Source organism: Shewanella youngdeokensis, from assembly GCF_033180165.1.
GTDB lineage: Bacteria > Pseudomonadota > Gammaproteobacteria > Enterobacterales > Shewanellaceae > Shewanella > Shewanella youngdeokensis.
On record NZ_CP136522.1, the window covers coordinates 816,946 to 833,403 of the forward strand.

Sequence of the window (16,458 nt, forward strand, 5' to 3'; positions counted from 1 at the left end):
AATTAGAGCTGATTATGGAATATGATTTTTTGCGCAACACCATCACTGGAACTGCCTTCGCACGTTTTAGTATGGACCATGAAGCGCTTGGCTTTTGGTTGTCAGAAGAGCTGGGGGATAATGCCGCTAAGCATGTTGAGATTTGCCAAACCATTGAACGACTGCAGTCGAGTCAATTAACAGATTGGCGCATGATTGGTAAAGCGCTGTCTATTGAACTCGATCATGAACAAGTGCGTGTATTTGCCAATAATATCGAAGACAATGAAGATAACGACGGCACTGAACTCGATGAATCGATGTCATTTTACGATGGTGAATCAGAAGCGTTTTGCGGCTTAGAGGATTTTTATGCTGTATTGGTTAATTGGCGTGAATTTTTAGATGAATAACTCGCATCAATCATAATATAAAAGGCAGCTTAGGCTGCCTTTTTTGCTCTGTTTACCTGCGCAATAGCGGTTACTGGTTGAGGTATCTGACTGCCATTTCGGTACGTGATTTTGCATTCGCTTTGCGAAGCAAGTTTTTAACGTGCACTTTGACGGTACCTTCACTAATGTGCAGCTGCTCTGCAACAACCCGGTTGCTCTGTCCTTCAGCAAGGTGTTTTAAGATCTCAAGCTCGCGTGGAGTGAGGTTTTCAATCCACTCTTGCTCATTTACGCTGCTGTTTAGTTCAGACATGTAGTCTTTGACATTTTCGCTAATAATACGATGGCCTAGCATGGCACTTTTTAGCATTTCAAGCAGTAGATCTGGCTCGGTATCTTTAAGTAAATAGCCGTCAGCGCCCGCTCTTACAAGCCGAATGACATCTTGTTTAGCGTCTGAGACGGTTAAAATAACGATGCGCGAGGTGACGCCTTCTTGCCGTAAAGCATTGAGCGTATCTAAGCCCGTCATCCCTTTCATATTTAAATCTAGCAATACGATATCGGGTTCGCTATCGACAACAGCTGACAGTGCGTCTAATCCACTGCCAGCTTCACCAAATAAGGTGAAATCAGAATCTGATGTAATAAGTTGACAGATCCCGCGTCGGAGTAGTGGATGATCGTCAATAACTAGCACTGAATAAGGCTTACCCATATATAGGTCTCCTGCTGAGGTAGATTAGGGATTCAAAAACACGTCCATTATGTTTACGAGAGCCTGATAGTTACTAATATTAGCTTATACAGGTTCCTGCTGAGGCGGGAAGGTGAGAGTCACTGTGGCACCTCCAGCTTCATTTTGGTTAAATTCTACCACACCTGATAAGCGACTGGCGCGTTCATGCATGATCCCTAAGCCAAAATGTTGATCTCTTTCTTTAAGCTCTTTGATACCAATGCCGTCATCAGTGATATTAATAACCACTTTTTGGTCGGATATTTTTTGACAACTAATTTGAATGTGTTGCGCGCTTGCATGTTTTATTGCATTTAATGTCGCTTCGCGAGTCAGCTGCAAAATGTGAATATGCTGATGGGCGCCCAATAATTGCATCGGTAACTTAAAATCAAGCGTAATAGTGGCATCAGTTTGGCTGCGCAATTGATCAACCATCGCTTCAATTGCGTGGCCTAGGTTAGGGTCGCTAATTGTTAACCGGAAGGTGGAAAGAAGCTCTCTTAGTTGCACGTAAGCGGTATTAACTCCTACGTTGATCTCTTGCAATTGCTCTGCAGCCCGAGGGCTTTTAGTGGTTTTGTCGAGTTCTTTGGAAAGTAAGTTGACTTGGATTTTTAAAAATGACAGTAACTGGCCCAAAGAGTCATGTAGTTCGCGTGCGATAACACCACGCTCTTCCATTAAAGCGAGCTGTTGACGTTGCTCCCCAGCGTTATGGATCACCATTGAGCGCGCCAACATAATCGCAAAGTTGTGATAGAGCGCAATGGAGAAATGAGAGCTTGAAATGACCTCTAGATAACCGAGGTTGTTCTGCTCAAACTGCAGCGGAAATTTTTGTGTCGTGCCCGCATTTTGAGGCCACTCTTTATTGGTGTCGACAATATATTGCACTTGCCCATCTTCAACCACGACAAGTCGAATGCAGATATCAGGATCGTGCTTTTGTAATTGGCTTAAGGCGTCGGTTAGCGTCTTGGTGTCGAGCTTATTGGAATGCAGCATCACGACATTATCATAGAGTAGTTTCAGCTCATTATTAGCGCGAGTTAATGCAATCGTTTTCTCTTCAACCTGAAACTCCAGTCCTTGGTAAACACTGGCTAGTTTTTTTACTGTGCTGTCGAGTGCCACGCTAAGCGCTGTTAGCTCTATATACTCTGTTTTAGGCATTTCAACATTAAAATCACCCTGCGAAATAGTATTGGCTGCATGCATCAAATGTTGCAAAGGTTTTACTACTTTGCGTTTGGTCACTCTTACGGAAACAAATGCGATTAACAACATTAGCGCCAAGCCTGTAATTTGGCTAATGGCTAACAGTTTTAGTTTAAAGGCGGCGTGTTGCTCTGTTTCTAATACAAAAAGGTCAATAGTATCAACAAACTCTTTTAAAGCAGTGGTATATAAATCTGAATTTTTTGACTCTAGGTAATGCCGCATTAACTGCCATTTATCTATTACAGTCAGGTACTTATCTTTTAGGTCTTGTGGCGTATACCAAGTTAACGATGCTTTTAATGCCTCAGAATTGAGGGTGTTTTCAAACTCAATTATTTTTTCATCGACAAATTGGCTATTGGAATTAGCATAAAATAGCAGGCGATAGCTTTGCATGCGTAACGAGCCGGAAGCATTGATAGCTCTCGCGTCGCCAAGGCTATAGGAAAGGTTGACTAAAGCGAAAATTGCCAGTCCACTCGACAATAAAATTAGCGTTAGCATGAAGCCCCAAATCGCCGATGTAAGCTTACCTTTTTTCATTAAAAGTTCTCTATAGTTTGATTTATGTGCTATGCATTTATGGGTAAGCGATATTGGATTTTGCTTATTGTGTGTGGCTAAAACAAAAAGTGTGAGCAACAACACATTTACAAATTGATCTATCGCAAGTTTCAAGCTGGATACCCCCTAAGGGGTATGTTTTTGTTTGATGCAAGAGACTAGCTTTAACATAGCAGTGATGAGCGATAAAGATTATAAAGTAAAACGGAGATGAGATGGTGAGAACATTAACTAAAAGAACTTTTGCATTCAGTGCAATGGTCGCAGCGAGTTTAATCGCTGGTAGTGCTACCGCAAGTGATAAAACAGAGCCTCGAAACGAAATTTACAAAGACAAATTCTCTAAGCAGTATGAAAGCTGGCATGATACTTCAGAAAGCTCAGAAGTTGTCGATATGTTAGAGCAAGTACCAAGTTTGGTTGTACTTTGGGCTGGTTACGGTTTCGCTAAAGATTACAATGCTCCACGTGGGCACATGTACACAGTAACGGATGTACAAAACACGCTTCGTACTGGTGCACCAACAAGCGCTACAGACGGACCAATGCCTATGGCATGTTGGTCTTGTAAGAGCCCTGATGTACCTCGCATGATAGAAGAGCAAGGTGAAGACGGTTACTTTACAGGTAAATGGGCTAAAGGCGGTCCTGAAATCGTTAATGCGTTAGGCTGTGGCGATTGTCATGTTAAAGGGTCTTCTAAGCTACGTATCTCGCGTCCATTTGCTGACCGTGCAATGGAAACGCTAGGCACACCATTTGATAAAGCGTCTAAGAAAGACAAGCAATCAATGGTTTGTGGTCAGTGTCACGTTGAGTACTACTTCGAGAAAACCAAAGACAAAAAAGGTTTTGTTAAATTCCCATGGGATCAAGGCACCACTGTTGAACAGATGGAAGCTTACTATGATGCAATGGAATTCACCGACTGGACTCACAAGCTTTCTAAAACACCAATGCTTAAAGCGCAGCATCCTGGTTATGAAACTTGGCAGCTAGGCGTTCACGGTAAGAACAACGTAAGTTGTACAGACTGTCATATGCCTAGAGTTAAGAACGCTAAAGGTCGTAAATTTACTGACCATAAAGTGGGTAACCCATTCGATCGTTTTGAAGAAACTTGTGCAACTTGTCACGAGCAAAGCAAAGAGTTCATGGTTAACCTAACTGAAGAGCGTAAGCATAAAGTTGCTGACCTTAAAGCTCGCGCAGAAACTCAACTGGTTAAAGCTCACTTTGAAGCGAAAGCTGCTTGGGATGCGGGTGCTACCGAAGCTGAAATGAAGCCTATCTTGATGGATATCCGTCATTCACAATGGCGTTGGGATTATGCAACTGCATCACACGGTGTTGCAGCTCACGCTGCTGACGAAGCGCTTCGTGTACTTGGTACTGCGGTAGATAAAGCTGGTGATGCGCGCATTAAGCTAGCACAACTACTTGCTACTAAAGGTGTTAAACAACCTATTGCTTACCCAGACACTTCTACCAAGGCTAAAGCTCAAGCTGCTTTAGGCATGGACATGAAGAAGATGAATGCTGATAAAGCTGAATTTAAGAAAACAATACTTCCGAAATGGAATGCTGAAGCTGAAAAGCGTGAAGCAACTTATAAGTAAGTTAGTCTTTTCCTGCTAGTTTAAATTACAAGCCCTCAGTGATGAGGGCTTTTTTGTGGCTGAAAAACGGCGTTAAGCTGCTATTTAACTAGTTTTAATATGGCTTTAAACCGCTCGCCAATAGCCTCATGCTGTAGTTCGAACAGCAGTGACTCTACATTTGTTTGTCGCGCCCCGCCTGCTAGCATCATTTCTATCGCTTGTTGTTTATGCTCAGGATCTCGAGATGACATTGCATCAACCACGATGTGAGCTGAGTATGTGTTATCAAGTAAGTCTATACAGGTTTGATACACGCAAACGTGGGTTTCTATGCCTGCAATGATCACCTGTTTCGACCCCTGCGCTTTGAGTTTTGCCCTAAACATAGGGCATTGCCAGCCACTAAAATGCTGTTTGGCTATAGGTTCAGTCGTCTTAATAAGTTCAGTGGCTAACACGTTAGAGGTTCCACCTAACTTATCGGGAAGTTGCTCAAGCCACAAAATAGGTACATCGAATAGTTGCATGCCCTTAATCAGCTGTGTGAGCTTATGGTGCAGCGCTTCTGATTGATGCATTGCTCGTGCGAGTTGTCCCTGGACATCAATAATAACGAGTACACAGTTTTCTGGTTTTAACATGTTATGCGCCTGTGCATATTCAGTTGTAGTGAACAGTACACCGCAAATATTGAGTTAAGCCAATAAGCTAAAGGTCTAACGTAACCTTAATTGCTTTATCAGTGTGCAGCGGTTGAAAAAATGCACTTTTTTGGTGCGCTCGGTGGGTGGTGATATGACTGTTAATTAGCTATCTTTCTGTTTTTATTGAGTTTGCATTTGTGGCCTGATGATTGAATTGTATTTATTAGAATTAAAAATAATCTTCAGGGAGTTAGCCATGAAATTGGTCAGTGCCATTATTAAGCCGTTTAAATTAGATGACGTTCGTGAAGCGATTGCAAGTGTCGGTATCGAGGGGATGACCGTGACTGAGGTAAAGGGGTTTGGTCGTCAAAAAGGCCATACCGAGCTTTATCGCGGAGCTGAATATCAAGTTGATTTTTTACCGAAAGTGAAGCTTGAAATCGCAACGAGAGCAGAGAATGTCGAAATGTTAGTAGAAGCGATAACCAACGCTGCACGAACTGGGAAAATTGGAGATGGCAAAATCTTTGTTACCAACCTAGAACATGCAACTCGAATTAGAACCGGTGAAGCAGACAGCGAAGCACTTTAAGGGGGAAGGCACATGGACGAATTAACAAAATTAGGGTTAACAGTTAGCGAGCTGCGTTTTGCGCTTGATACGTTTTATTTTCTTATTTCCGGCGCGTTAGTCATGTGGATGGCTGCAGGGTTTGCGATGCTAGAGGCAGGCCTTGTACGTTCAAAAAACACCACTGAAATTTTAACTAAGAACGTATGTTTGTATTCAATTGCTTGCATTATGTACCTCATTGTTGGCTATAACATCATGTATGTTGATAATGCTGAAGGTGGCTGGTTGCCAAGCTTTGGGGCACTGATTGGTGCACAAGCCGATGGTGCTGATCACGCGCTTGAGTCTGACTTCTTTTTCCAAGTGGTATTTGTTGCAACTGCTATGTCAATTGTATCGGGCGCGGTTGCTGAGCGTATGAAACTATGGGCGTTTTTAGCTTTTGCTGTATTCATGACTGCGGTAATTTACCCAGTTGAAGGCTACTGGACTTGGGGCGGCGGTTTCTTGTCTGAAGCGGGCTTTGTTGACTTTGCGGGCAGTGGTATTGTGCATATGGCGGGTGCTGCAGCGGCTATTTCTGGGGTATTATTACTTGGTGCACGTAAAGGTAAGTATGGCGCCAATGGTCAGGTTAACCCAATTCCGGGGTCTAACTTGCCTATGGCCACACTAGGTATGTTTATCTTGTGGATGGGCTGGTTTGGTTTTAATGGTGGTTCACAGCTACTAGTATCAGATGTTGAAAATGCTAGTGCAGTTGCCAAAATCTTTTTAAACACGAACTCTGCCGCTGCATTTGGTGCTGTTTCAGCGCTTATCGTATGTCGAATGATATGGGGTAAAGCGGATTTAACCATGATTTTAAACGGTGCATTAGCAGGGCTTGTTGCGATTACCGCTGATCCATTATCCCCGTCGCTAGCAATGGCCGGTGTGATAGGTATTGTTGCCGGTGGTGTTGTTGTGTTCTCAATTGTTGCCTTTGACCGTGTGAAAATCGATGATCCAGTGGGGGCAATCTCGGTGCATGGTGTTGCTGGCCTACTAGGGTTGATGTTAGTACCTGTATCAAATGCTGACGCTTCATTCTTGACGCAGCTTTATGGCGCAGCGGTGATTTTTGCTTGGGTGTTTGCTGCTTCTACCGTAGTGTGGATTGCACTTAAAGTTACCATGGGAATTCGAGTCACTGAAGAGGAAGAGTACAATGGTATGGATGCCTCTGATTGTGGTATCGATGCTTACCCTGAGTTTGTATCAGTGAAAAACGCGAGCTAATTATCTAGCGGTGTTTTAATCAAGCAGAGCTTCGGCTCTGCTTTTTTGTGTTTACAGTTAAATAACTTGCCTATCGGTTAAGCCGCTATCATTGCCTATGCCGCAATCGGTTACACTGAACGTTGATTTTTCTGCTATAACCGTACCATGAACGCCGCTTCAAACTGATTGGTGGCATATAAAGCTTTGTTTACGGCATATAAGGATGAAGGCAATGAGGGGGAGATTAAGTTCGATGCAGTGTGTAATAAACATTGGTGTAATAAACGCTGCTCTATTACTCATTTGCTACAGCTTATCGGCTATTGCAGGGCAGGTCGTTGTTAGAAAAAGCAGTGAACCTTTTGATGCCTTTGCGGTGCGCAATCAAGTACTGGCTGATTTTGAGTGGCAAGCATCGCTGCAGCTTCAGGATCAAATCAACATATTACAAGCATTACCATTAGGCTGCTTACCCATGATGACGCCTTACCCATATTTTAACTGTCATGGGCACTTTTATCGCCCTTTGGTGCACGAAGAGAAACAGCTATATATTCAAATTGATCAGCCCGCAGTAACTAAGCTTGAAAAATAATTCGTCATAGCGTGGCGGCTACTTTTTAGCCTTAAATGCTCATTTTAGGCTATGCTTAAATATACTGTTGTTGACTATATTATGAGTGTTAGCAGGGCGTGATTAGGTATATTCAGGTGTGTATATTATTGATTTTGACGACTGGGCTGCAAGCTTGCAGCACATCAGTTGAGCCTGTTAGCCAAACAACGTTATTAAGCCATTACCATGACCAGCACTTTAGCCCTGTCGACAATATCCCTACACCACAAAGCCTGTTTACTTTATCTGGCAATCAAATAGATGACATAAAGCAAAGCCTGTCACCAAAGGCTCAGCGTGTGCTGGTGCATCAATGGCTAGCACAATACATCAATGCCTACGAGGGAGGATTTCAGTATGCGGATAATGTTACTCGCACAGCAAGTGAGACGTTTGACGATAGAAAGGGAAATTGTTTATCGCTGGTGTTATTAACTGCGGCTATTGCGCAAGAGCTAGGTGTAAGCGTGGTATTTCAACAAATAGATATTCCACCGGTGTGGGATCGCCAAGGTGGTGTATATCTGATTAATGGCCACATTAACTTAAAGCTGTTGCCACAGGAGCAGACTCACGTTTTTAATGTTGATTCGACAGAGATTTTAGTCGATTTCTTACCTGCTCGTACCATGCAAGGTTATGGTAAGCGTAAGGTTTCTCAGTCAAAAATTATATCAATGTTTTACAATAATATTGCGGCAGATGCCTTGGTTATTGGTGACTACAACCGAGCCTATAGCTTAGTTAAAATGAGTTTGCAGCAGCAAGATGTGTTTTTACCGGCACTTAATACTCTCGCGGTTTTGTATCGATATAAAGGGCTAAATGCTGAAGCTGAGGCTTTATACAAGTTGGCGTTAGCCTTCAAACCGAACGACATGGACATCCTCACCAATTACTCCATTCTGCTAGCGGTGCAAAATAGACTCGCCGAGTGGGGAGAGTTGCACCGAGTCATTGAGCTTGCCCGTATTCGCAATCCCTATTACTACTATGGTATTGCGCAGCAAGCGTACAATGACAAAGAATATCAAACCGCGATTAACTGGTATAAAAAGGCTATTGATAAGGCAGACTATCGCCATGAGTTTTATTTCGGGCTGTCGCGTTCTTATTGGGCGATGGGTGATCAATATCGTTCACAGATCCATATGCAAAAAGCGTTGTCACTGAGCACCGACATCCAACACCAACGCCGCTATCAAGCAAAGCTCAATGCAATGAACTAGCAGTGGTGGTGCGTACAGCCTACCATTGTTTACCGCACTTTTATTACTTGTCATTAAACAGACACTTTATTGCTTTACTGTTTAGATGGTTAGCTATTTTGTAGCAGCTTGACGACGGTTGGCGTAAGCACTACAGCCTAGAATGAAAAATATTAACTTTAACACTGTTAATTATTGGTACTGGTTGAATTTATCCATATAAAAACAAATTGGTAAACACCATATAAACAGACAGTTAATTTTATTTATTGTTATTTTTAATAACTTGATTGCAATAGCGCTAGATACTGGATAAATTGAAATCAGTATCGCTATTGAGAGATCTATTTTTCACACGCTAGACGGAGCGCAGTATTGCCATGTATTACCAAAATGATGATGTTCGAATTAATAAGATAAAAGAGTTGTTACCTCCCATTGCTATTTTGGAACGATTTCCGGCAACGCAGAACGCATCAGCGACCGTATTTAATGCACGTAAAAGCATCCATAATATTTTAGCAAAAAAGGATGATCGACTATTGGTGGTTATCGGGCCTTGCTCTATTCATGATCCGGCAGCAGCAGTAGAATACGGCAAGCGACTAGTAACGCTGCGCGAGCAATACAAAGATCAGTTAGAGGTCGTGATGCGTGTCTACTTTGAAAAGCCACGTACCACCGTTGGCTGGAAAGGCCTAATCAACGACCCTAACATGGACAACAGCTTTAAGCTTAATGACGGCTTACGCACGGCGCGAAAATTGTTGCTCGACCTTAATGACATGGGATTACCTGCAGCTGGTGAGTTTCTTGATATGATCACGCCACAGTATGTGGCAGATCTTATGTGTTGGGGCGCTATTGGCGCGCGCACTACAGAGTCGCAAGTACACCGAGAGCTAGCCTCTGGCCTTTCAAGCCCTGTTGGGTTTAAAAACGGTACTGATGGCACCATTAAAGTTGCTATAGACGCGATTGGGGCTGCTAACGCGCCACATCACTTCCTTTCTGTTACCAAGTTTGGTCATTCAGCAATTGTTGAAACCAAAGGTAATCCAGATTGTCATATCATTCTTCGCGGTGGTAAAGAGCCTAACTATAGCGCCGCTCATGTAGCTGAAATCAATCAGCAGCTCGATAAAGCCGGTCTTGCAAATAACATCATGATTGACTTTAGCCATGCCAATAGCCGTAAACAATTTGCACTACAAATGTCAGTAGCGGACGATGTTGCAGGGCAAATTAGTGCGGGTGAAACATCAATATTTGGCGTTATGGTGGAAAGTAACTTGGTTGAAGGCCGTCAGGACCCAATTAAAGGGCAGTCACTGTGTTATGGGCAGAGTGTTACTGACGCGTGTATTGGTTGGGCTGATACTGAAAAAATGCTTAGCGTGCTGAACGAGAGTGTTCTTAAGCGCCGCCAATAATTTGATTAAGCTCGTTTGATTGATTAAGCCTAGTGTTCACACTGGGCTTTTTTGTGCCTATCGATAGCGATACTCGACCTCCACTATTCATTTACAGGCCGTGGTGCATTTACGTTCTAAGCTAGAATTAATCAGTTTTCGATTCGATAGACATTTAACCGTATAGACGTCTATAATGCGCGCTCAAAATAATAAAGCCTATTGTTTTGAGAACTAAATAGAATAAACAACTAACTTAGTCAACTCTACTGGTGCCAATCTGTTAGCTATAAAAACGGTGAGGATAATCGGGAAGTCAGTTAAATTCTGACACTGCCCCCGCAACGGTGAATGGTGAGAAGCAGGCGCGTTAAAGCTTGTATTCGGTTATTGATGTTTACATCGATAGAGAACCTAAGTCCGGAGACCGGCCTGTAAAGTGATTTCGATGATTTCGGCGGGCAGATCTCGAAGTGCGGCAATGCGCAAATTAAGCAATCAATTATTATTGTTCAGCTTACTGCGTGTACCGTGACGCTTTTGCCCCATTTCCTTTAGGAGTCAAAGGTAAATGGGTATTAAACCTTCAAAAATCGCGTTGCTTATTAGCGGCGTATTCAGCTTAACTGCATTGCCAACAATGGCGGCAGAATCCAACCAATCAATCACTGACGAAACCATCACGGTAACGGGTACTCGTTTTGATAGAACGAGTCAGCAGCAGCTAACTGTTATCAATACCGTTGAGCGAGCTGACATTGAGCGCTTAAACCCCAAGTCCGTAGCCGATGTACTCGAAACCATGCCGGGCGTGAGCGTGGTACGTAATGGCGGTGCGGGGCAAAATGTATCGGTTAGCTTGCGAGGTACCAATTCTAGCCATGTATTGGTGATTGTTGACGGTGTCAAAATCGGCTCTGCGACATTGGGCAGTGTTAGTTTTAATACCCTATCAGCAGAAAATATTGAGCGTATAGAGGTGTTAAAAGGCCCGCGCGCTTCAGTATGGGGCAGTGATGCGATTGGCGGTGTGATTCAAATTTTTACTCGCCAACTAAAAAGTGATGAAGGTTACATTGCTGCTGAATATGGCAGTAATGAGTATCTTCGTGGTTCAGCCAGTGTTGGGCTCGCCCATGGCAACGGCAGTAGCACATTGGCGGTTAACCATGAGCAATCTGACGGTTATGATGTGTACCAAGGTGCAGAATCTGAAACTGACGATGATGGCTACCAACGTAACTCGTTTTCGCTTAAAGGTGAGCAGAACCTGAACGAGCAATGGCAAGTGTTATGGAGCGGTCAGTACGATAAAGGCCATACAGAGTTCGATGACATTTATGGGAGTGGCGCCGCAGATGAAACTGACTATGCCAACCATGTTTGGCATGTTGGCACTCAATATAGCGGTGAGCAACTCTCAAGCAAGTTAACGCTTAGCCAGTCTCGCGACTACAACGAAAATTACCGTGGCGACCAAAAGCCGCAACAAACTGTAGATTACGAAACCAAGCGTCAACAGGTGAGCTGGAACAATCAGTATGATGTGACTGAAGGTTTAAATGTTAATGCTGGCGTTGACTGGGCGAACGAAGCGGTTCTGGGTGATTACGCTCAAGACGAGCGCGATATTCTCGGAGCGTATATTTTGGTGGGCCAGCAATGGGAGCAGCTACTAGCTGAGGTCGCTGTGCGATATGATGATGTTGAAAATATCGATAGTGAAACCACTTATAACGTAAGCTTAGCCTATCAGTTGAATGACCAATGGCGAGTGTCTGCTACCACGGGTACCGCGTTTAAAGTGCCGACTTTTAACGATCTGTATTGGCCTGGTTCAGGTAACCCTGAATTATTATCTGAAACGTCAACCAGCTATGATATTACGCTAGATTACCGCCACGAAGCAGTTAATGCTTACATTAGTGTATTCAAAAATGATATCGACAACCTAATCGCTTGGGCTCCTACCGGTGCCTATGATGATTATGGTTGGGAAATTTGGCTACCAGACAATATTAATCAAGCAGAGATCACCGGTGTAGAGCTTTCGGCTCAGTTCGCTTTGCTCAATTTTGAGCACCAAGTTAGTTATACCTACCTCGATGCGGAAGATGCGACCACCGGCGACATGCTAGTGGGGCGCAGTGAAAGCGAGCTCAACTATAGCTTAAGTTATCAGTGGCAAGAGTTTGACCTGCTGGCTAACTACCATTATCAAAGTAAACGCTACGAAGGGTACGATCAGTACCTTGATGCCTATCATCAAGTGGACCTGAGCCTAGGCTATGCGGTGACAGACAATTGGCAATTACGTGTTAAGGCTAACAATATATTTGACGAAGAGATTATCTCAAAAGCAAATTACTTAAGTCCTGGCCGAGAACTGTTTTTGAGCGTCAGTTATAATGCACTTTAAATAGGCAGAAATATTTAATTAATGCTAAAGCCAGTTTCAATGAAACTGGCTTTTTTATGCCTCGGTGATAGTGCATAGCTAGAGGGGAAATAATATGTTGAGATTTTTACGGCTGCAGATACAAAAAAACCTCGCCAAGGCGAGGTTTAATGTTGAATGTTTTAGGTCTTAACTGCCTTACATTCAAGTTTAAATGTTGCTACACCTAAACTAAATATTGGTGCCCGAACCCGGAATCGAACCAGGGACACGAGGATTTTCAATCCTCTGCTCTACCGACTGAGCTATTCGGGCAACGGCGCTATTAAAAGGCTTTTACCGATTTGAGTCAACTTTTTTTTGCCAAATTTCGTTATTTTTTGTCTGTCCGTTGGAATATTCAGCGTTTAGCTGAAGAACTGAGCAATGCGCTTGTGGTCGTGGTCAATTTTAATAATCCAGCCATTAACTAAAAGCGACGGAACATATTTAACTTGAAGCTGTTTTTTATCGATAGCGGATTAAAATGGCCTACTAAGGACTATGTTTAGAGTTACGTTAAGCCTATACCGGCTTTGCTAATAGTTACCAGTGGCCTCGGTATTTTGTGCTGCAAATCAGCAACCACTAGCCATTGTCGGTAACGGCATGGGTTCTGTTTACTTTGATATGAACAACGGATCCAAAGATACCGAACCGTAGGTTAATTTTGTACAAATGGCTGCAGTATCAGCACTAACTAATAGTGACAGTGACTCACTGAGAGAGTTTTAGATCTCTACCTAGGGCATGTAGGTTTGGCAGCAGGAAAGGTTCGAACTTGGATTGGCGCTACAATGCAGCGTTCTACATGCAAGGTCATCAACCAAACAATGCTAAATTGCTAGATAATTTAGATTTGCAGCGATATGGCTTAACTTATCGAGATTGACTCATTCTGGCCGGTAAAAACAGGTGATTAAGGTGGTGGTATTAGCTGCTGAGGTGAAAAAATATTTATATGGTGGTTTTGTTTACCAACATTAGTGATTATTTTTAATCAAAATAAAGGCCTCATATTGAGGCCTTTATTTCATATAATCGGTAATAAATTGCCGTTACATATTACTGTTTTACGAGCAGTTCATTGTTTGGAAAGTTGGCTTTCATGACCATAAGTGCATGCTCTTTAAGCTTATCTTGGCCTAACTCACCATATGCTTCAGACATGATCTCCAATGCTCTTTCTGATGATGGCGTACCAGGAAAACCTTCTAGTACAAGTTGGGCGCGAATAGCGGCTGCGCTCCAAGCGTTCATTTTTATGTAGTATTCAGCTACCTTGATCGAGTAAAGTGCCAGTCTATTTTTTAAGTGTTGCATGCGTTTTTGCGCATCGGCTGCATACTTACTGTTTGGATAAGACTTAACCAGTCTATCAAAATCTTTAAATGCATCTTGTGCAGCTTTAGGATCGCGATCTGATCTATCGATATTCAACATATCGTGAAAAAGGTAGTTATCAGACTGCATATTAACAAGACCACGCATATAATAAACGTAATCGATATCTTTATGTGTAGGGTTTAATCGAATAAAACGGTCGATGTTAGCGATACCTGAAGCTGGGTCATCAAGCTTGTAGTAAGCAAATATTAAATCGAGTTGGACCTGTGTTTTGTGAGGTCCAAACGGGAAACGGGAATCCAAAGCTTCTAAAGAACGCACTGCTTTGCTGTAGTTTCCCAGCTCCATAGAGGTTCTTGCTTGAGAATAAAGCACTTCAGGTGAACTTTTGATCATCGCAGGCTCTTCGCTCTGCTTACTACTACAGGCCGTGACAGCAAGCGAAATTAGGACTACAGCAACACTTTTGGCAAATTTATGCATACTTGAATTCGATTCTTTTAAAGTTATAGTTAAGAATTTTTCCATTTCACGATAAAATAGAAACAATCCGATTGTAACAGATAGTAAACATTTTTGGACCCCGAAACGTGGGTACGGTTCATATGACTCAAGAGATTAATCTAAAAAGCGAGATAACATCAATACAAACAGGGCAAAGATTAGACCAAACTTTGGCTGATTTGTTCCCTGACTACTCGCGAACACGCATTAAAGAGTGGATTTTATCCGGCTCAGTAAGTATTGACGGCGTAGTAACTGACAAACCTAGAACAAAAGTTTTAGAAGGTCAGGTTATTGTCATTGGTGCAAAACTGGAAGAGGAAACATCTGCAAAGGCTGAAGCTATTGACCTAGATATTGTTTATGAGGATGACCATATTTTGGTTATTAATAAGCAAGCTGGTCTAGTTGTGCACCCAGGAGCGGGCAACCAAGACGGTACCTTAATGAATGCGTTGTTGCATCATTGCCCAGGTATCGAATTAGTGCCGCGCGCGGGTATTGTGCATCGCTTGGATAAAGACACAACGGGTTTGATGGTTGTGGCTAAAACAGTCGAAGCGCAAAAGCATTTAGTGACAGCGCTGCAAGCCCGTGAAATTACGCGTGAATATGAAGCCATTGTTCATGGCGGCATTATTGCTGGTGGTACTGTCGATGAACCTATCGATCGTCACCCAACTAAACGTACGCACATGGCGGTTGTACACACGGGTAAGCCTGCGATGACCCATTACCGTGTAGCTGAAAAGTTCAGACTACATACGCGTTTACGTCTTCGTTTGGAGTCCGGCCGTACTCACCAAATTCGTGTGCATATGGCTTATATTGGCCACGTACTCGTCGGTGATCCTGTTTACGCTGGTCGTCCGCGCCCGCCTAAAGGTGCAGCGCCTGAGTTTTTTGAAACCTATATGGGCTTTAGAAGACAAGCATTGCATGCGATCAGACTTGAACTAGCGCATCCTTTCACCTGTGAAATTATGAGCTGGCAAGCGCCAGTACCTGATGACATGGTGAAACTAACAAAAGCGTTACGCCAAGATACCATCGATAACCCTACTGTTGTTTAATGGCAGAAATGGTTGATGAAAAACAAACTTGGTTTATCCCGCCAGGGGTAAACCTTGCTTTTTCAACTCGTCAACAGGGGGTAAGTTTACCGCCATACGACAGCCTAAACCTAGGCGCACATGTTGGTGATAACCCCAATCACGTCGTGCGTAACCGGCAAACCATTGAACAACGTTTACACCTTCCTGTTTCACCTGCTTGGCTTGAACAAACTCATAGCACAAAAGTTGTTAATGCCGATAATAGTCAGGTCCATCATGCTGATGCCAGTTACTGCAACAATCGCAGCCAAGTCTGTGTAGTGATGACCGCCGATTGTTTACCCGTTTTATTATGTGATAAAAACGGAACCGAGGTCGCAGCAGTTCATGCTGGTTGGCGTGGTCTTTGTGATGGTATTGTCGAAGCCGCTATCAGTCATTTTTTTCACTCACCAGCCGAACTTATTGCATACTTAGGTCCCGCGATAGGGCCAACTGCATTTGAAGTCGGTGCAGAAGTTAAGCAGCAATTTGAAACTGAAAATGCTGAAGCTGAACGTTTTTTTATTCCTGCTCACGATCATGTTGACAGCGGTAAGTACTTTGCCGATCTTCACGGCCTTGCCAAACTAAGGTTAACTCAGGCAGGGGTTAAAACCATTTTTGCTGACAAACGTTGTACGGTGACTGACGCTGAGTCGTTTTTCTCATATCGTCGTGATGGCGTAACAGGCAGGATGGCATCATTTATTTGGCTCAACGCATAGCATCAGGCTTGAATTTGTACAGTTAGCCCCCATCTTTTACTCATAAGTCGCTCTATCAATAATAGAGCAATCATTTGTTGTTATTGCCATGTGCAAATCGATCAAGCCTTTCTATTTTTATTTCAA

At 43.1% G+C, this 16,458-nt stretch carries 14 protein-coding genes, 1 tRNA gene and 1 riboswitch; of the genes, 10 read left to right on the top strand and 5 right to left on the bottom strand.

The window, feature by feature from the left end; all coding sequences use genetic code 11:
• Window positions 1-14 precede the first annotated feature (14 nt).
• Window positions 15-392: a YacL family protein gene (locus RGE70_RS03490; RefSeq protein ID WP_310470165.1), complete on the top strand. Its 378-nt coding sequence runs from the start codon at window positions 15-17 to the stop codon at window positions 390-392.
• Window positions 393-462: 70 nt separating this feature from the next.
• Here RGE70_RS03490 and RGE70_RS03495 read toward each other — a convergent pair whose 3' ends face one another.
• A complete protein-coding gene (locus RGE70_RS03495) occupies window positions 463-1,092 on the bottom strand; it encodes a response regulator (RefSeq protein WP_310470166.1) in 630 nt (209 codons plus the stop codon).
• Window positions 1,093-1,176: 84 nt separating this feature from the next.
• Window positions 1,177-2,880: a nitrate/nitrite two-component system sensor histidine kinase NarQ gene (gene narQ / locus RGE70_RS03500; protein WP_310470167.1), complete on the bottom strand. Its 1,704-nt coding sequence runs from the start codon at window positions 2,878-2,880 to the stop codon at window positions 1,177-1,179.
• Window positions 2,881-3,116: 236 nt separating this feature from the next.
• Between narQ and nrfA the strand changes: the two genes are divergently transcribed.
• Window positions 3,117-4,520: an ammonia-forming nitrite reductase cytochrome c552 subunit gene (nrfA, locus tag RGE70_RS03505; protein ID WP_310470168.1), complete on the top strand. Its 1,404-nt coding sequence runs from the start codon at window positions 3,117-3,119 to the stop codon at window positions 4,518-4,520.
• A gap of 80 nt (window positions 4,521-4,600) precedes the next feature.
• Here nrfA and RGE70_RS03510 read toward each other — a convergent pair whose 3' ends face one another.
• Entirely contained in the window at window positions 4,601-5,143 is a 543-nt protein-coding gene (locus RGE70_RS03510) for an isochorismatase family protein (protein WP_310470169.1), read from the bottom strand.
• 259 nt (window positions 5,144-5,402) lie between these two features.
• Here RGE70_RS03510 and RGE70_RS03515 point away from each other — a divergent pair, with 259 nt between their 5' ends.
• From RGE70_RS03515 to RGE70_RS03540, 6 genes are all read left to right on the top strand, one after another.
• On the top strand, window positions 5,403-5,741 hold the full coding sequence (locus RGE70_RS03515) for a P-II family nitrogen regulator (RefSeq protein ID WP_310470170.1): 339 nt from the start codon (window positions 5,403-5,405) through the stop codon (window positions 5,739-5,741).
• A 12-nt stretch (window positions 5,742-5,753) separates the two neighbouring features.
• Window positions 5,754-7,004 (top strand): ammonium transporter AmtB, encoded by a 1,251-nt coding sequence (gene amtB, locus RGE70_RS03520; protein WP_310470171.1) that lies wholly within the window; start codon window positions 5,754-5,756, stop codon window positions 7,002-7,004.
• Between the two features lie 235 nt (window positions 7,005-7,239).
• Window positions 7,240-7,581: a hypothetical protein gene (locus tag RGE70_RS03525; RefSeq protein WP_310470172.1), complete on the top strand. Its 342-nt coding sequence runs from the start codon at window positions 7,240-7,242 to the stop codon at window positions 7,579-7,581.
• Window positions 7,582-7,697: 116 nt separating this feature from the next.
• Window positions 7,698-8,831, top strand: a complete 1,134-nt coding sequence (locus RGE70_RS03530) for a tetratricopeptide repeat protein (protein WP_310470173.1) — start codon at window positions 7,698-7,700, stop codon at window positions 8,829-8,831.
• A gap of 359 nt (window positions 8,832-9,190) precedes the next feature.
• On the top strand, window positions 9,191-10,243 hold the full coding sequence (gene aroG, locus RGE70_RS03535; RefSeq protein ID WP_310470174.1) for a 3-deoxy-7-phosphoheptulonate synthase AroG: 1,053 nt from the start codon (window positions 9,191-9,193) through the stop codon (window positions 10,241-10,243).
• 232 nt (window positions 10,244-10,475) lie between these two features.
• Window positions 10,476-10,672: riboswitch (cobalamin riboswitch) on the top strand.
• A 121-nt stretch (window positions 10,673-10,793) separates the two neighbouring features.
• On the top strand, window positions 10,794-12,641 hold the full coding sequence (locus RGE70_RS03540) for a TonB-dependent receptor domain-containing protein (RefSeq protein WP_310470175.1): 1,848 nt from the start codon (window positions 10,794-10,796) through the stop codon (window positions 12,639-12,641).
• 218 nt (window positions 12,642-12,859) lie between these two features.
• Here RGE70_RS03540 and RGE70_RS03545 read toward each other — a convergent pair.
• Both RGE70_RS03545 and RGE70_RS03550 read right to left on the bottom strand, forming a co-directional pair.
• Window positions 12,860-12,935: transfer RNA gene (locus RGE70_RS03545), tRNA-Phe, on the bottom strand.
• A gap of 789 nt (window positions 12,936-13,724) precedes the next feature.
• Window positions 13,725-14,489, bottom strand: a complete 765-nt coding sequence (locus RGE70_RS03550; RefSeq protein ID WP_310470176.1) for an outer membrane protein assembly factor BamD — start codon at window positions 14,487-14,489, stop codon at window positions 13,725-13,727.
• Between the two features lie 122 nt (window positions 14,490-14,611).
• Between RGE70_RS03550 and rluD the strand changes: the two genes are divergently transcribed.
• Both rluD and pgeF read left to right on the top strand, forming a co-directional pair.
• Window positions 14,612-15,583: a 23S rRNA pseudouridine(1911/1915/1917) synthase RluD gene (rluD, locus tag RGE70_RS03555; protein WP_310470177.1), complete on the top strand. Its 972-nt coding sequence runs from the start codon at window positions 14,612-14,614 to the stop codon at window positions 15,581-15,583.
• On the top strand, window positions 15,583-16,332 hold the full coding sequence (gene pgeF / locus RGE70_RS03560) for a peptidoglycan editing factor PgeF (RefSeq protein ID WP_375087896.1): 750 nt from the start codon (window positions 15,583-15,585) through the stop codon (window positions 16,330-16,332). The genes rluD and pgeF overlap by 1 nt, the downstream gene beginning before the upstream one ends.
• The last annotated feature ends 126 nt before the right edge of the window (window positions 16,333-16,458 follow it).

Bases quoted from the DNA above. Each gene is read 5' to 3' on its own strand.
- RGE70_RS03490 (WP_310470165.1), top strand. From the start codon at position 15: ATGGAATATGATTTTTTGCGCAACACCATCACTGGAACTGCCTTCGCA.
- RGE70_RS03495 (WP_310470166.1), bottom strand. From the start codon at position 1,092: ATGGGTAAGCCTTATTCAGTGCTAGTTATTGACGATCATCCACTACTC.
- narQ (WP_310470167.1), bottom strand. From the start codon at position 2,880: ATGAAAAAAGGTAAGCTTACATCGGCGATTTGGGGCTTCATGCTAACG.
- nrfA (WP_310470168.1), top strand. From the start codon at position 3,117: ATGGTGAGAACATTAACTAAAAGAACTTTTGCATTCAGTGCAATGGTC.
- RGE70_RS03510 (WP_310470169.1), bottom strand. From the start codon at position 5,143: ATGTTAAAACCAGAAAACTGTGTACTCGTTATTATTGATGTCCAGGGA.
- RGE70_RS03515 (WP_310470170.1), top strand. From the start codon at position 5,403: ATGAAATTGGTCAGTGCCATTATTAAGCCGTTTAAATTAGATGACGTT.
- amtB (WP_310470171.1), top strand. From the start codon at position 5,754: ATGGACGAATTAACAAAATTAGGGTTAACAGTTAGCGAGCTGCGTTTT.
- RGE70_RS03525 (WP_310470172.1), top strand. From the start codon at position 7,240: ATGCAGTGTGTAATAAACATTGGTGTAATAAACGCTGCTCTATTACTC.
- aroG (WP_310470174.1), top strand. From the start codon at position 9,191: ATGTATTACCAAAATGATGATGTTCGAATTAATAAGATAAAAGAGTTG.
- RGE70_RS03540 (WP_310470175.1), top strand. From the start codon at position 10,794: ATGGGTATTAAACCTTCAAAAATCGCGTTGCTTATTAGCGGCGTATTC.
- RGE70_RS03550 (WP_310470176.1), bottom strand. From the start codon at position 14,489: ATGCATAAATTTGCCAAAAGTGTTGCTGTAGTCCTAATTTCGCTTGCT.
- rluD (WP_310470177.1), top strand. From the start codon at position 14,612: ATGACTCAAGAGATTAATCTAAAAAGCGAGATAACATCAATACAAACA.
- pgeF (WP_375087896.1), top strand. From the start codon at position 15,583: ATGGCAGAAATGGTTGATGAAAAACAAACTTGGTTTATCCCGCCAGGG.